The sequence below is a fragment of the Pseudomonas sp. genome, from assembly GCF_037994325.1.
Classification (GTDB): Bacteria; Pseudomonadota; Gammaproteobacteria; order Pseudomonadales; family Pseudomonadaceae; genus Aquipseudomonas.
In genome coordinates, this window is the sequence record NZ_JBBNAH010000253.1 from 15,147 (window position 1) to 30,964 (window position 15,818).

The 15,818-nt window shown below is 59.3% G+C and carries 12 protein-coding genes and 1 pseudogene; 8 read left to right on the plus strand and 5 right to left on the minus strand.

The genetic code is table 11. From position 1 onward, the window contains the following. Positions 1-8 precede the first annotated feature (8 nt). From ftsA to lpxC, 3 genes are all read left to right on the plus strand, one after another. Entirely contained in the window at positions 9-1,259 is a 1,251-nt protein-coding gene (gene ftsA / locus AAAB16_RS08475; protein WP_110616837.1) for a cell division protein FtsA, read from the plus strand. Between the two features lie 56 nt (positions 1,260-1,315). Then, entirely contained in the window at positions 1,316-2,500 is a 1,185-nt protein-coding gene (gene ftsZ, locus AAAB16_RS08480; protein ID WP_340662936.1) for a cell division protein FtsZ, read from the plus strand. A 111-nt stretch (positions 2,501-2,611) separates the two neighbouring features. Then, on the plus strand, positions 2,612-3,523 hold the full coding sequence (lpxC, locus tag AAAB16_RS08485; protein ID WP_110616835.1) for a UDP-3-O-acyl-N-acetylglucosamine deacetylase: 912 nt from the start codon (positions 2,612-2,614) through the stop codon (positions 3,521-3,523). 81 nt (positions 3,524-3,604) lie between these two features. Here lpxC and AAAB16_RS08490 read toward each other — a convergent pair whose 3' ends face one another. Then, positions 3,605-4,063 carry a DciA family protein gene (locus AAAB16_RS08490; RefSeq protein WP_340662937.1) on the minus strand — a complete coding sequence of 153 codons (459 nt, stop codon included), beginning with the start codon at positions 4,061-4,063 and terminating at the stop codon, positions 3,605-3,607. 361 nt (positions 4,064-4,424) lie between these two features. Here AAAB16_RS08490 and secA point away from each other — a divergent pair, with 361 nt between their 5' ends. The 4 genes from secA to AAAB16_RS08510 all read left to right on the plus strand — a co-directional run bounded on the left by secA (position 4,425) and on the right by AAAB16_RS08510 (position 10,400). Beyond that, positions 4,425-7,160 (plus strand): preprotein translocase subunit SecA, encoded by a 2,736-nt coding sequence (secA, locus tag AAAB16_RS08495; RefSeq protein ID WP_340662938.1) that lies wholly within the window; start codon positions 4,425-4,427, stop codon positions 7,158-7,160. A 267-nt stretch (positions 7,161-7,427) separates the two neighbouring features. Next, entirely contained in the window at positions 7,428-8,645 is a 1,218-nt protein-coding gene (gene argJ / locus AAAB16_RS08500) for a bifunctional glutamate N-acetyltransferase/amino-acid acetyltransferase ArgJ (protein ID WP_340662939.1), read from the plus strand. A 169-nt stretch (positions 8,646-8,814) separates the two neighbouring features. Next, entirely contained in the window at positions 8,815-9,447 is a 633-nt protein-coding gene (locus AAAB16_RS08505; RefSeq protein WP_340662940.1) for a glutathione S-transferase family protein, read from the plus strand. Beyond that, entirely contained in the window at positions 9,444-10,400 is a 957-nt protein-coding gene (locus AAAB16_RS08510) for a Nudix family hydrolase (protein ID WP_340662941.1), read from the plus strand. The genes AAAB16_RS08505 and AAAB16_RS08510 overlap by 4 nt, the downstream gene beginning before the upstream one ends. 108 nt (positions 10,401-10,508) lie before the next feature. Here AAAB16_RS08510 and AAAB16_RS08515 read toward each other — a convergent pair whose 3' ends face one another. The 4 genes and pseudogenes from AAAB16_RS08515 to AAAB16_RS08530 all read right to left on the minus strand — a co-directional run. Next, entirely contained in the window at positions 10,509-11,087 is a 579-nt protein-coding gene (locus AAAB16_RS08515; protein ID WP_340662942.1) for a cob(I)yrinic acid a,c-diamide adenosyltransferase, read from the minus strand. Between the two features lie 3 nt (positions 11,088-11,090). Next, positions 11,091-13,124 carry an ATP-binding protein gene (locus AAAB16_RS08520; protein WP_340662943.1) on the minus strand — a complete coding sequence of 678 codons (2,034 nt, stop codon included), beginning with the start codon at positions 13,122-13,124 and terminating at the stop codon, positions 11,091-11,093. A 144-nt stretch (positions 13,125-13,268) separates the two neighbouring features. Then, positions 13,269-14,180, minus strand: coding sequence for a putative 2-dehydropantoate 2-reductase (locus AAAB16_RS08525; RefSeq protein ID WP_340662944.1), 912 nt, complete (start codon positions 14,178-14,180; stop codon positions 13,269-13,271). Further along, a pseudogene (locus tag AAAB16_RS08530) lies at positions 14,181-15,179 on the minus strand (response regulator); the annotation flags it as partial. A gap of 115 nt (positions 15,180-15,294) precedes the next feature. Between AAAB16_RS08530 and AAAB16_RS08535 the strand changes: the two are divergent. After that, positions 15,295-15,774, plus strand: coding sequence for a YajQ family cyclic di-GMP-binding protein (locus AAAB16_RS08535; protein WP_110616825.1), 480 nt, complete (start codon positions 15,295-15,297; stop codon positions 15,772-15,774). Positions 15,775-15,818 lie beyond the last annotated feature (44 nt).

Here is a 15,818-nt window from a genome sequence, read left to right on the forward strand (position 1 = left end):
GCAGCAACATGGCAAACGTGCAGAGCGGCAAGATGATCGTAGGCCTGGACATCGGCACCTCCAAAGTGGTGGCGCTGGTGGGCGAGGTTACGGCTGACGGCCAGCTGGAAATCGTTGGTATCGGTACGCACCCCTCGCGCGGCCTGAAAAAGGGCGTGGTGGTGAATATCGAATCCACCGTGCAGTCGATTCAGCGCGCCATCGAGGAAGCGCAGATGATGGCTGGCTGCCGTATTCACTCGGCCTTTGTCGGCGTGGCCGGCAACCATATCCGCAGCCTCAACTCCCACGGCATCGTCGCCATTCGCGACCGTGAAGTCAGCCAGGCCGACCTGGAACGCGTGCTCGACGCCGCCCAGGCCGTAGCCATTCCGGCTGACCAGCGCGTACTGCACACGCTGCCGCAGGACTATGTGATCGACAACCAGGAAGGCGTGCGTGAGCCGCTGGGTATGTCGGGCGTGCGCCTGGAAGCCAAGGTGCATGTGGTGACTTGCGCGGTGAACGCGGCGCAGAACATCGAAAAATGCGTGCGCCGCTGCGGTCTGGAAGTGGACGACATCATTCTTGAGCAGCTTGCGTCGGCGTATGCGGTGCTGACTGACGACGAGAAAGAGCTGGGCGTGTGCCTGGTGGATATCGGCGGCGGCACCACCGATATCGCCATCTTTACCGAAGGCGCGATTCGCCACACAGCGGTAATTCCAATTGCCGGCGACCAAGTCACCAATGACATCGCCATGGCCCTGCGTACGCCGACGCAGTACGCCGAAGAAATCAAAATTCGCTACGCCTGCGCCCTGGCCAAACTGGCCGGCGCTGGCGAAACCATCAAAGTGCCAAGCGTGGGTGATCGTCCGCCGCGCGACCTATCGCGTCAGTCACTGGCCGAAGTGGTCGAGCCGCGTTACGACGAGCTGTTCACCTTGGTGCAAGCCGAACTGCGCCGCAGCGGCTACGAAGACCTGATTCCGGCCGGCATCGTACTCACCGGCGGCACCTCGAAAATGGAAGGCGCGGTGGAGTTGGCCGAAGAGATTTTCCATATGCCCGTGCGCCTGGGCATGCCGCAAGGCATCAAGGGCCTGGCCGATGTGGTGCACAACCCGATTTATTCGACCGGCGTGGGCTTGCTCATGTACGGGCTGCAAAAGCAGTTCGACGGCATTTCGCTGTCGGGCGGTAGCAGCAGCTACAACGATGAACCAAAGACACCTGTACTGGAGCGGCTGAAACGCTGGGTCCAAGGCAATTTTTGATGTTAAACCGCACGTGCTGTAGGCGTTACAACTAGAAAAGCAAAGGAGAGGGGACCATGTTCGAGCTCGTAGACAATATCCCGCAAAGCGCAGTTATCAAGGTAATTGGCGTGGGTGGCGGCGGCGGTAACGCTGTTAACCATATGGCGAAAAACAACATTGAAGGCGTTGAGTTCATCTGCGCCAACACCGACGCCCAGGCATTGAAAAATGTCGGCGCGCGTACCGTGCTGCAACTGGGCACCGGTGTAACTAAGGGGTTGGGCGCTGGTGCCAACCCGGAAGTCGGCCGTCAGGCTGCCATGGAAGACCGCGAGCGTATCGCTGAAGTGCTGCAAGGCACCGATATGGTTTTTATCACCACTGGCATGGGTGGCGGTACCGGTACCGGTGCGGCGCCAATCATTGCTGAAGTGGCCAAGGAAATGGGCATCCTCACCGTTGCGGTGGTGACCCGTCCGTTCCCGTTCGAAGGTCGCAAGCGCATGCTGATTGCCGAAGAAGGCATCCGCGCGCTGTCGCTCAGCGTGGACTCGCTGATCACCATTCCTAACGAAAAACTGCTGACTATTCTCGGCAAAGACGCGAGCCTGTTGTCGGCTTTCGCCAAGGCTGACGATGTACTGGCGGGTGCTGTTCGCGGTATCTCCGACATCATCAAGCGTCCAGGCATGATCAACGTCGACTTCGCCGACGTGAAAACCGTGATGAGCGAAATGGGCATGGCGATGATGGGCACTGGCTGCGCCAGCGGTCCGAACCGTGCACGTGAAGCCACCGAAGCGGCGATCCGCAACCCGCTGCTGGAAGACGTAAACCTGCAAGGCGCGCGCGGCATTCTAGTGAACATCACCGCCGGTCCTGACCTGTCCCTGGGTGAGTACTCCGACGTGGGTAACATCATTGAGCAGTTCGCTTCCGAGCACGCCACTGTGAAAGTGGGCACCGTGATCGATCCGGATATGCGCGACGAACTGCACGTGACCGTTGTGGCCACCGGCCTGGGCGCGAAAATCGAGAAGCCGGTCAAGGTTATCGACAACACCGTGCAAACCGCTGCCATGCCTTCGGCTGCTGCACCCCGTAATGAACAGCCTGCGGTGAACTACCGTGATCTGGATCGTCCGACCGTTATGCGCAACCAGGCTCACGCCGGCGCGGCTGCTGCAGCCAAGCTGAATGCGCAAGACGATCTGGATTACCTGGATATCCCGGCATTCCTGCGTCGCCAGGCTGATTAATGAAATGTATCAGGAGTATTGGGGTGATTGGTGTTCAGCACAGGCCGGGTCTGGTATTATCCCCGGCCATTGTTGAAAACAATTCGCAACTAGTGTTATAGCGGCCAATCCATGATCAGACAACGCACCCTTAAGAACATCATCCGCGCGACCGGCGTCGGCCTGCATTCTGGGGAGAAGGTTTACCTGACCCTCAAGCCGGCACCGGTTGACACCGGTATCGTGTTTCGTCGCACCGACTTGGACCCCGTCGTAGAAATTCGCGCGCGGGCCGAGAATGTCGGTGAAACCACCATGTCGACCACCTTGGTCAATGGTGATGTGAAAGTGGACACCGTAGAGCACCTGCTTTCGGCCATGGCTGGCCTGGGCATCGATAACGCCTACGTCGAGCTCTCGGCGTCCGAAGTGCCGATTATGGACGGTAGCGCTGGCCCCTTCGTATTCCTGATTCAATCAGCGGGTCTGCAAGAGCAGGAAGCGGCGAAGAAATTCATCCGTATCCTTCGCGAAGTGACGGTAGTAGAGGGCGACAAGCGCGCCACCTTCGTTCCTTTCGATGGCTTTAAGGTGAGTTTCGAAATCGACTTCGATCACCCGGTTTTCCGCAATCGCACCCAGAGCGCGAGCGTGGATTTCTCAAGCACCTCCTTTGTAAAAGAAGTGAGCCGTGCGCGGACGTTTGGTTTTATGAGTGACATCGAGTTCCTGCGTTCGCAGAACCTGGCACTCGGCGGCAGCGTAGAAAATGCCATCGTGGTTGATGAGTTTCGCGTGCTTAACGAAGACGGCCTGCGGTATGAGGACGAATTCGTCAAACACAAAATCCTCGACGCTATCGGCGACCTCTATCTGCTGGGTAACAGCTTGATTGGCGAGTTCCACGGCTTTAAGTCGGGACACGCGCTGAACAACCGTCTGTTGCGCACCTTGATTGAGCAACGTGACGCTTGGGAAGTGGTGACTTTCGACGACGTGAAGAGCGCGCCGATTTCGTATATGCGACCCGTTGCTGCGGGTTGAGTAATACCTCTCCTTAGTTTTTGCTGTTTTTAAAGCCACCTTCGGGTGGCTTTTTTTATGGGCCGCGGTTGGGCATAAGGCCTACGGAGCTGGATCTTTCCCATGGCGCGCCAACCGCTCCAATGCTGCACGCAAGCCAGGGTCGCTAATTCCTTCAGCCACTTCCTGAATACCTTCGGCCGTTTCCGTGGAAAGCGTCATGGTGTGCCCGCGAAGCTTGGCGACACCGACTCGCGGCTGCACTTTGAACAGAATGCGGTTGAGGTTACGAAACGGCTCTAACGCCTGTAGTTGCCGTTCCAGACGGCGCTGCTGATAACGCAGACGTGTGGCCCAATGGCCGTCTGTGACAATCAGTAGCAGGCAGCCTTCGCGCCAGGAGGCCACGTGGCAGTGTTCGCGCGCTGCCGGTTGCAATTGGCTTTCCACCAGGCGCTGTAGATGATCCAAGCGGTGAGCCTGATTTATCAAAGCCTGCAACGGTTTGGCATCGCGTAGCAGCGCGGTGTGGCCTTTGGCGGGCAGGGGGCGGAAAGCCATGGCAAATGGTCTACAGATGGGGGTGAGGCATGTTAGCAGAAGCGGGCGGACACTCGCTCTGAAGGCCAATGATATGGGGGCTTGATTGAGCTGAAAGTGCCCCCATATAGAAACCTTGGAATTGTTTGCAAGTTGTAACGGGCCGGGTTTTGCGTCGACAACAAGCAGACTGAACAGTCAATTTTGTAGTCGATCACCCAACGGGGCGTAGTGAAAGCATGTAGTGCTGGCACTAGGCAACAACGCTACTTTCCTCAATAACGAATCCGGGTAGAATGCCGGCTTCGCAAGCAGCCATGAAGGCTGCGCGGGCGACTCACGGGGCCGCCCTCCATCCATATGTGTGGAAGATCCTGCCGATATGTTTGCGCCTTTGTTAAAGAAACTCTTTGGAAGCAAGAACGAGCGCGAAGTAAAGCGCATGCAGAAGGTGGTGCAAGCCGCCAATTCGTTCGAAGAGCAAATGCTGGCTCTGTCTGACGAACAATTGCGTGCCAAGACCGAAGAGTTCAAGGCCCGTCTGGCCAAAGGCGAAACCCTCGACCAATTGCTGCCAGAAGCCTTTGCCGTGGCCCGTGAAGCGGGCAAGCGGGTAATGGGTATGCGTCACTTCGACGTCCAGCTCATTGGTGGTGCAACACTGCACGAAGGCAAGATTGCCGAGATGCGTACCGGTGAAGGTAAAACCCTGGTGGGTACCTTGGCCGTGTACCTCAACGCGCTTTCCGGCAAAGGCGTACACGTGGTTACCGTGAACGACTATCTGGCCCGCCGCGACGCCAACTGGATGCGTCCGCTGTATGAATTCCTCGGTTTGTCCGTTGGCATCGTCAGCCCGTTTCAGCCGCCAGAAGAAAAGCGCGCCGCTTACGCTGCTGATATCACCTACGGCACCAACAACGAATTCGGCTTCGACTACCTGCGCGACAACATGGCGTTCAGCGTTGAAGAGAAATTCCAGCGCGAACTCAACTTCGCCGTAATCGACGAAGTCGACTCCATCCTGATCGACGAAGCCCGTACCCCGTTGATCATCTCCGGCCAAGCCGAAGACAGCTCCAAGCTGTATATGCAGATCAACCTGCTGATTCCGCGCCTCAAGCAACACATCGAGGAAGTGGAAGGCGTGGTGACCCAGGAAGGCCACTACACCGTTGACGAGAAAACCCGTCAGGTTGAACTCAACGAAGCCGGTCACCAGTTCATTGAAGACATGCTCACCCACGCCGGCCTCCTGGCCGAAGGTGAGAGCCTGTACTCGGCGCATAACCTCGGTCTGCTGACCCACGTGTATGCCGGCCTGCGTGCGCACAAGCTGTTCCACCGCAACGTTGAATACATCGTGCAGAACGACCAGGTCTTGCTGGTCGATGAGCACACCGGCCGTACTATGCCGGGTCGTCGTTTGTCCGAAGGCCTGCACCAGGCTATCGAAGCGAAAGAAGGTCTGAATATTCAGGCTGAGAGCCAGACCCTGGCTTCCACTACCTTCCAGAACTACTTCCGCTTGTACAACAAGCTGTCAGGTATGACCGGTACAGCTGACACCGAAGCGTTCGAGTTCCATCAGATCTACGGTCTGCCGGTTGTCGTGATTCCGCCGAACAAGCCGTTGGCGCGTAAAGACTTCAACGACCTAGTGTACCTGACCCAGGAAGAGAAATACGCTGCCATTGTGGCCGACATCAAAGAAAGCCAGGCCGTTGGCCGGCCGATTCTGGTGGGTACCGCCTCTATCGATAGCTCGGAATACGTGTCCAAGCTGCTCGACAAGGAAGGTATTGAGCACAAAGTCCTCAACGCCAAATTCCACGAAAAAGAAGCCGAAATTATCGCCCAGGCCGGTCGCCCAGGCGCACTGACCATCGCCACCAACATGGCCGGTCGTGGTACCGACATCTTGCTCGGCGGTAACTGGGAAGTTGAAGTCGCGGCGCTGGAAAACCCTAGCGAAGAGCAGATCGCGCAAATCAAGGCTGACTGGCACAAGCGTCACCAACTGGTTATTGAGTCCGGTGGTTTGCATGTAATTGCTTCCGAACGCCACGAATCGCGCCGTATCGACAACCAACTGCGTGGCCGTTCCGGCCGTCAGGGCGACCCAGGCTCGAGCCGCTTCTACCTGTCGCTGGAAGACAACCTGATGCGTATCTTCGCCTCTGACCGGGTGAAGAACTTTATGAAGGCCCTGGGCATGCAGTCCGGTGAAGCCATCGAACACCGTATGGTCAGCAACGCCATCGAAAAAGCGCAGCGCAAGGTTGAAGGTCGTAACTTCGACATGCGTAAGCAACTGCTGGAATTCGACGACGTCGCCAACGAACAGCGCAAAGTGATCTACCACATGCGCAACAGCTTGCTGGCTTCCAGCGAAGTGGGCGAAACCATCGCCGAGTTCCGTCAGGAAGTACTGGATAGCACCATCAACCAGCATATTCCGCCGCAATCGCTGCCCGAGCAGTGGGACGTCAGCGGCCTGGAAAACGCGCTGTTCAACGATTTCAGCATCAAACTGCCAATCCAGCAGTGGCTCGATGACGACGCCCAGCTCTACGAAGAGCCGCTACGCGCGCGCATCCTCGAAGAGTTGCTGAAGGCATACAACGAGAAGGAAGACGCGGCCAGCGCCGAAGCCCTGCGTACCTTCGAGAAGCAAATCTTGCTGCGCGTGCTGGACGATTTGTGGAAAGACCACCTGTCGACCATGGATCACCTGCGCCACGGTATTCACCTGCGTGGTTACGCGCAGAAGAACCCGAAGCAGGAATACAAGCGCGAGTCCTTCACCCTGTTCCAGGAGCTGTTGGACTCGATCAAGCGCGACACCATTCGTGTGCTGTCCCACGTTCAGGTACGCCGCGAAGACCCGATCGAAGAAGAAGCCCGCCTGCGTCAGGAAGCCGAAGCATTGGCCGCCCGCATGCAGTTCGAACACGCCGAAGCCTCGGCGTTGGACGAGCCAGAGCTGGAGCCTGAAGGCGAGATCGCCGTGGCCACCCATGCACCGGCACGTAACGACCAGAAGATTGGCCGTAACGAGCTTTGCTACTGCGGTAGCGGTAAGAAGTACAAACACTGCCACGGCCAAATTTCTTAGTAGGGCGGCCGATCTCCTGGTCGTCGGCCATATTGCGTTGAAACCGCGGTTTAAGGGCTCACGTTCTACAGTACGCTGCGCTTTAATCCGCGGTTTCGCCTTGTCTGGCCTTAGCCCAGTAGCTCTCGAATGCAACATCAAAAGCCGTGCTCGGCTCGAATGTTTTATACGCCGTGACCGGTTTGCCGTTCGCGGCGTTTTTGCTTGAATTGACGCTGCGCCAAACGGGCGCGGTTTTTACTCGGTTTCTGCCAAGGAGCTCACCCCATGCCTGTTGGTCTCGGTCCTCTGCCTACACTGCACCCTGTTCCCGGTTTTGAACTCGGCATTTCCTCTGCCGGCATCAAGCGCGAAGGGCGCAAAGACGTGGTGGTGATGCGCTGTGCCGAAGGCTCCAGCGTGGCGGGCGTGTTTACCCTGAATGCGTTCTGCGCCGCGCCGGTGATTCTGGCCAAGAAAAACGTCGTCGGTGAAGTGCGCTACCTGCTGACCAACACCGGCAACGCTAACGCCGGCACCGGCGAGCCGGGTCTGCAAGCTGCTGCGCGCACGTGCGCCAAGTTGGCCGAGTTGACGGGTGTGGCGCAAAGCGCCGTACTGCCGTTCTCCACTGGCGTTATCGGCGAGCCGCTGCCGGTTGAGAAAATCGAAGGCGCTTTGGCCGCTGCCTTGGCAGACCTGTCTGTGGATAACTGGGCCGCTGCTGCTGCCGGCATCATGACCACCGACACCCAACCCAAAGGCGCCAGCCGCCAATTTGTGCACGAAGGCGTGACCGTCACCGTTACCGGTATCAGCAAAGGCGCCGGCATGATCAAGCCGAATATGGCGACCATGCTGGGCTATATCGCCACCGACGCCAAAGTGTCCCAGGGCGTGCTGCAAGATCTGCTGCGCGACGCGGCCAATAAGTCGTTTAACCGCATTACCATCGATGGCGACACCTCGACCAACGACTGCTGCATGCTGGTTGCTACCGGCCAAGCCAAGTTGGCGGAAGTCACCCAGGCCAGCGGCGCCTTGTTTGCTGAGCTCAAGCAAGCGGTGCTGGATGTGTCCATGGAACTGGCGCAAGCCATCGTCCGTGACGGCGAAGGCGCGACCAAGTTTGTCACCGTGCAGGCCAATGGCGGCGCGACCCACCAAGAGTGCTTGGATGTGGCCTACGCCGTCGCCCACTCGCCGTTGATCAAGACCGCACTGTTCGCTTCCGACCCGAACTGGGGGCGCATTTTGGCCGCCGTTGGCCGTGCCGGTGTGGCGCAGTTGGACGTGAGCAAAATCGACGTATTCCTTGGTGACGTGTGTATCGCCAGCCGTGGCTGCCGCGCCAGCACTTACACCGAAGAACAAGGCGCTGCGGTGATGGCCAAAGAGGAAATCGGCATCCGTATTGAGTTGGGGCGCGGCACTTGCAGCGAAACCATCTGGACCACCGACCTGTCCCACGAGTACGTGCGTATCAACGCCGAATATCGCTCTTAAACAAAGAGCGCCGCTCTTAAGCACGTTCAGCCGCCGCGCGTTGCTGCGGCTATTCCCCCGGCTTATCCAGGCATGAACAATCGGAATTTGCCCTGAGCCTGGGCCCTGCCTATTGTCGCTGTTCACTCAATGACTCAGCAGGCGGGCCCTCCCGCACAAGGTGGCGTATATGGCGTTAACTCTGGTAATCGGCGACAAGAACCTATCCTCTTGGTCGCTGCGTGCCTGGCTGTCACTGGAGCTTTCCGGTGCCTCGTACAGCGAGCAATTGATTCGCTTGGACCAGCCCGATACCCGCCAACTGATTCTTGAACATTCGCCCACCGGCAAAGTGCCGTTGCTCAAGACCGCAGAGGGCGCTGTCTGGGATTCCCTGGCAATCTCCGAATACCTGGCAGAAACCTTCCCAGAAGCGCATCTGTGGCCGTTTGGCGCCTATGCCCGGGCCATCGCCCGCAGTGTCTGCGCCGAAATGCACAGTGGCTTTGTGCCGTTGCGTACCATCATGCCGATGAACCTGGCGCGTGACCAAGCGTTGCCGCAAGTGCCCGCCGATGTGCTGGCCGATATCGAACGCATCAGCGCGATCTGGGCGCGGTGTCGCCAGGAGTTTGGTCAAGACGGTCCATTCCTGTTTGGCCATGTCAGCATTGCTGATGCTTTTTTTGCGCCGGTGGCCGTGCGTTTTCGCGGCTATCGCGTGGCGTTGTCGGCTGAGGCCGCCGCCTATGTTGAAACCATTTACCAGTGGCCAGCCTTCCAGCGCTGGCAACAGGCAGCACGTGAGGAACAAGCGACGTGAAACGAGTGCATGTGGCAGCAGCCGTTATTCGCGGTACGGATGGGCGCATTTTGCTGGCCCGGCGTGCCGACGATAAACACCAAGGTGGCCTGTGGGAGTTTCCTGGCGGCAAAGTCGAGGAGGGCGAGTCTGTACAAGGCGCGCTGGCTCGCGAGCTGGCTGAGGAGCTGGGCATCCAGGTGACGGCGGCGCGGCCACTGATTCAGGTGCGCCATGACTACCCGGACAAACACGTGTTGCTGGATGTCTGGGAAGTCAGCGCCTTTACCGGCGAACCCCATGGCGCTGAAGGCCAGCCGCTGGCTTGGGTGAGCAATCGGCAACTGAGCGACTACGAATTTCCCGCTGCCAACCGGCCCATAGTCGCTGCGGCGCGCTTGCCCGCGCATTACCTGATTACCCCTGACGGGCTTGAGCCCAAGCAGCTACTGCTCGGTCTCAAGGCAGCGTTGGAAAGCGGTATTCGTTTGGTTCAGCTACGCGCCCCGAATATGTACGACCCGCAATACCGCGATCTGGCGGTAGACGCGGTTGGACTGTGCGCTGGTCGTGCGCAGTTGATGCTCAAGGGGCCGCTGGAATGGCTGGGGGATTTTCCGGCTGCCGGTTGGCACCTGACGTCTACCCAGTTGCGCAAACTGGTCAGCGGCGGACGGCCTTTTCCAAAAGAACGCTGGTTGGCAGCGTCTTGCCATAACGCCGAAGAACTGGCGCTGGCTGCCGAGATGGGCGTGGATTTTGTCACCCTGTCGCCGGTACAGGCCACGCAGACTCATCCTGAGGCGCAGCCATTGGGCTGGGAGGCGGCGCAGGAAATGATCGCCGGGTTTAATCAGCCGGTGTATTTGCTCGGCGGAGTTGGCGCGGCGGATACCGAAAAAGCCTGGCAAGCCGGCGCGCAAGGTGTGGCCGGTATTCGCGCATTCTGGCCGCAGTCGGATATCCAGCCTTAACACTCGTCATTCCCGCAAAGGCGGGAATCCAGGTGTGGAGATATCTCGGTAAACGGTATTCCCATGCACGACTCTGGGTCCCCGCCTGCGCGGGGACGACGGAGTTAATTATTCAGGTTTCGGCGCCGCCTCCCAGAGCACTTCGTTGATCTGCATACGCCGGCCAATCAAGCGCGCCGCGACAAACAGCAAATCCGACAACCTATTCACATACGCCAGCCCCACGCCAGCCAACGGCTCCAAAGCATTCAACTGCTGGCAACGGCGCTCAGCAGTCCTAGCCTGTGCCCGGCACACATGCGCCTGCGCGACCAGCAACGAGCCACCGGGCAGAACAAAGTTCTCCAGCGGCCCGAGTTCTTCATTCCATAGGTCAATCGCGGCCTCCAAACGCTCCACCTCAGCCTGGTTCAATGCCTGGTACTGCGGCATTGCCAGTTCACCGCCTAGGTCAAACAGCCGGTGCTGGCAGGGGCTCAACACATCGATTATTTCGCTCAGCCCCGACCACATCACTTCTTGTTCAGCCAGGCCTGCCAGCAGCAGCCCGAGCTGACTATTCAAGCTATCCAGCTCGCCCATGGCCTCCACACGCGGATGGTCTTTCGGCACCCGGCGGCCGTCGGCCAGGCCGGTCTCGCCGGCATCCCCGGTGCGGGTGTAAATCTTCGACAGGCGAAAGCCCATGGTTTAGTTCCCTTCAGGATGATCAGCAGGCGTTGCCAGCGGCAAACGCAGGGTAAAGCAGGTGCCTTGGCCTAACGCCGACTGCACCTCCATCTGCCCTTTGTGGTTGTTGGTGATGATGAAGTACGAAACCGACAGGCCCAGCCCGGTGCCTTGGCCCACTTCCTTGGTGGTGAAAAACGGTTCGAAGATGCGCTTGCGCACCAGCTCGGGCATGCCGACGCCGTTGTCTTCTACCTGAATTTCCGCCCAGGGCTCGGCTAGGCGGGTGCGCAAGGTAATGCGCCCCGGCTCCAGCAGTGCGCCCGGCTTGGCTTCGCGCTGGTGAATGGCCTGGGCGGCGTTTTTTAGCAGGTTGAGCAGCACTTGTTCCAACTCGTTGGCGATGCCCGGCACCAGCCCAACCTTGGGATCGAACTCGCGCTCGATATTCAGGCCCTTGAAGTCGAAGCCCTCAGTCAGGTCGAAGTCATTGCCGGCGATTTCCACGGCTTGGTCGAGCAGGGCGGGCAGTTGGCAGGGCGCCAGCTGACGGTTGCTCATGCGGCTGAAGCTGAGCATATGGGTGACGATTTTCGCCGCGCGCGAACCTGCTTGCTGAATGCCGTCAAGCAGGCTGGGCACTTCGCGGCCCAGCAAGTAATGGTTAACGGTTTCCAGTGATACACCCACGGCTTCCGCCACTTCCTGGTTGCGTGGCAATTCAGTGGAAAGCCGTCGGCGAATGTTCTGCACGTTATGCAGAATGGCCCCAAGCGGGTTGTTGATTTCGTGCGCCATACCGGCCGCCAGCCCGCCTACGGAGAGCATTTTTTCCGACTGCACCATCATTTCTTCCAGCGCCAGACGCTGGGTGATGTCGTCGATACGGATCACCACGCCACGCCCAGCGCCACCCATAAGTGGGTAGAAGGTCAGGGCGTAATGGCATTTCACGTCGCCGCGGGTCCAGGTTACGCGCTCGATTTTTTCTACGCTGTGGCGCTCGGCGGTACGTTTTAGCTGCGGCAGATAGGGCTTGAGTGGCGGGAAAGCCAGAAACACCGGCTGGTTTAAGGCTTCGTCCAGTTGTGTGCCGGAAAGGACGCTGGCTTCCTGATTCCATTGGCTGACGTACAGCTGCTCGTCCAAGGCGATAAGCGCCGAGGGCATGGAGTCGATGATGCTGTTGAGGTAGTTCTGAAAGCCGGTAAGTTTTTTCTCAATCTTGCTGCGCACCTGCACTTCCAACTCCAACTTGCGGTTGGAATGGCGGGTTTCCTCGGCGAGGTGCTGGGCTTGGTCGAACGACATCTGCGCATCATCGCGGGCCCGCTTGAGCTGCTGCTCACGGGCCTCGATACGCGACAGCATGGTGTTGAACGCTTCGGCCAAGCTACCGATTTCGTCCTGATTGCCCCGCGCCGCACGTAGGGCGTAGTTCTCTTCGCGGGTCACCTGACGCGTCAGTTCCTCCAGGCGGTGAATCGGCCGTGTGACCAGACGACGAATCTGTCGCGCCACCAGCGACCAGAGCAATACGCTGCAGGCGAGAATCACCAAGCTGGCAGTCAGGGTGCCGGTATAAAACGCGCCGGGTAATTCGCTGGAAGCCACCAACAGCAGATGGCCTGGCGGTTTGCCTTCCTGCGGCAGCTCGAATAATTGATTGGTGCGGAACTCGCCATAACGCCACGTGGAAAGCTGCTCGATACGCCGTGGCAGGTGCAACTTGTCACCGTGCTCCAACTGCGCCAAACGGCGGCCATCGCTGCCATACAGGGCGGCGGCGCGCAGCGGGCTGTAGCTGTCCAGGCGTTGCAGCAAGTCTTCGGCGGTGGCGCGTGAACTCAGCGCCTCGTTGCTTAGCGCGGGGGTCGACAGCAAGCGGCCCAGGGTCTGCAACGCTTGCGGCGCCATATTCTCCTGAGAGATCCAATAGGCGGCGCTGATAAACGCCAGGTTGGCCACCAGCAACACCGTGGTTAGCAACGCCAGCAGCGCCGCCAACAATTTGCGGCCGACCGACAGGTTTTCCAGACGCTTGCGCAGGGTCATAAGCGGGGTGCGACCTTTTCCAGAGAGGTTGGCAGGGTAGCGCCTGCTCAGGGGTAGCTCAACGACTAGCGGTGTTACACACGTAGGGTGTGCTGTGCGCACCAAGCGATTGGCCCGATATCGCCATGGTGCGCATAGCACACCCTACGTGGTGGACAGGCCTTTGCTGCTTAGTTCGGCTTGCAGGCGTTGGAGCAGAAATTGGAGATGTGGCACGGTGCAGTTATGCCGCTGGGCAACCGCACACACATGGCCAAGCAGGTAGCTGATTTCCGTACGCCGCCCCTGAGCCACGTCCTGGTGCATGGACGAATAGTTGGCGGCGGTGGCGTGGATCACCCGTTGCACGTCCTCGGCCAGATGCTCGGCGGCATCGGGTTGGCCGCATAGATGCAGCACCTCGCTGAGTTCGGCGCACAGGGTGGCGACTTCGGCAGGGTGTTCCAGCAGCCCACCGTTGCGACAGTCGTGGAGCACGGTCAGCGGGTTAATCGCGCAGTTCAACGCCAGCTTGCGCCACAACCGGCCGAGGATATCGGGCGTCCATTCGTGGGAAATGCCGGCATTTTGCAAGTCCGCAAGCCAGGCTGGCGGCGTTGGGTTCAGTGGGTCGCCCAGCCAGGTGTGGCCGTGGCCGGCAAACACCACGCGAAAATCGCCATCACGAAAGGCGCCTTCGGTGCTGGAAGCGGGAATGCAACGAGCTCTTGGCAGGCGGGCGGCGACGGCGTCCTGGCTGCCCATACCGTTTTGCAGCAGCACCACCTCGGCATCGCTGCTCAGGCGATGGGCCACGCTGGCCACGGCTTCCTCGGCGTCGTAGGCCTTGCAAGCGAGCAGCAGCAAACGGATGGGGCTGGTGTCGTCGACGCTTTGTGCGGGCACCGGGTACAGGCTGGCGTGGCCCTGTTCCACCAGCGTCAGCCCACCGCCCTGGCGATAGCTAGCCAGGCGTTGACGGTTCCGCAGCAGCAGGGTGACCGGCACATTGGCGCGGGCGAGGCGAGCGGCCCAGAGGGTGCCCAGGCTGCCCGCACCGAGAATGTGCCAGTGCATTTACTTGTACAGCGGCAGGCGAATCGCCGCGACGCGGCCGCTACCGTAGGCTTCGGGAAGCAGCTCGGCGGCTTTGTCGATCAGCACCTCGGGCTGGATTGGCAAAGCCTTGGCGTCCATACCTACCAGGGCAATGCCGGCCTTAAGGGTGATAAAGCCTTCGCTGGTTTTGAAGGCTTTAAGGTTGAGGCCTTCGTGCAGGCGTTTAAAGCTGCTCGGCGAGCACTCTTGCAGGTCTTCCAGCAGGGTCAGCAGGCCAAAGTGGTGGTCGTCCAAGCGCACCAACACATCCAGCGGGCGCACCAGCTGTTGCAGGCGACGGGCAACCCCATGCAGCAACTCGTTGTAGAACGTTTCGCCGTATTGCTGGCGAAGATTCGGTGCGTCTTGCAGGCCGATCAGCAAATAGCACACGGCGCCACCACGGGATTCCACTTGGCGGATGCTGTCGATCATCATCTGGTGCAGATAACGCGGATTACCCAAGCCCGTGAGTGGGTCGACCAGATTGCGCTGCTCCAGGCTGGAAATGTTCTGGGTGAGCATGCGGTTTTCCTGCAACAGCCGCTGCAGGGTGTTGCACAGACGGTCGGCGGCGTACACCCGTGGCACCAACTGTTCGCTCATGGCTGACTTGCTGACAAAGTCATCGACGCCGCGGTCGAAGGCCTCGCTCAGCACGTTTTCGCCCTCTTTGCCGGTGAGCAGCATCACGTAGGTGTAGTGGTCGGCCATTTCGTCGAGCTGGCGCACGCGGCCGGTGAGTTCCAGGCCGTCGATTTCCGGCATCAGCCAGTCGGCGAGCAGTACGCTGGCGGGACGTTGTTCCAACAGCGTCAAGGCCTCCAGCGCGCTGCTGGCAAAGCGCACGTCGAGGTAACCGGCTTGGCTCAGGGCACGGCCGATCATGGCGCTGGAGAACTTGGCGTCGTCCACCACCAGGATGCTGAGATGGGGGTTGGGCATTGGCAGACTCGAGAGAAATATTAAAGGTGCTGGCTCGTGGCCGGGCGGTGTTTGTATTGGCAGATATATAATGATCCGGCATTTTAACCGTCAAGCTTGGCGTGCACTGTCTGTAAGACTGATCGCGCCGTCTATCTGGAGAATTCCCATGCCCTCGTTCGACGTGGTGTCCGAACTGGACAAACACGAAGTGACCAATGCCGTCGACAACGCCGTTAAAGAGCTGGAGCGTCGCTATGACCTGCGCGGCAAAGGCACTTTCGAATTCAAAGAACTGACCGTCAACCTGACTGCCGATGCCGACTTCCAGTTGGAACAGATGGTGGAGATTCTCAGACTCAGCCTAGTCAAGCGCAAGATCGATGTGCAGTGCCTTGAGCTGAAAGATGCTTATCCGTCGGGTAAGAGTGTGAAGCAGGAAGCAGTTCTACGCGAAGGTATCGACAAAGAGCTGGCGAAGAAAATCGTCGCGCACATCAAAGAAGCCAAACTCAAGGTTCAGGCCGCCATCCAGGGCGAGCAGGTTCGGGTGACCGGCAAGAAGCGTGACGACCTGCAAGAGGCTATCGCCGCCTTGCGTGCTAAAGACTTTGGCATGCCCCTGCAGTTCAATAACTTCCGCGATTGAGCTGCGGTTTGGCGCGCACAGTACACCTCACTTAGGGTGTGCTG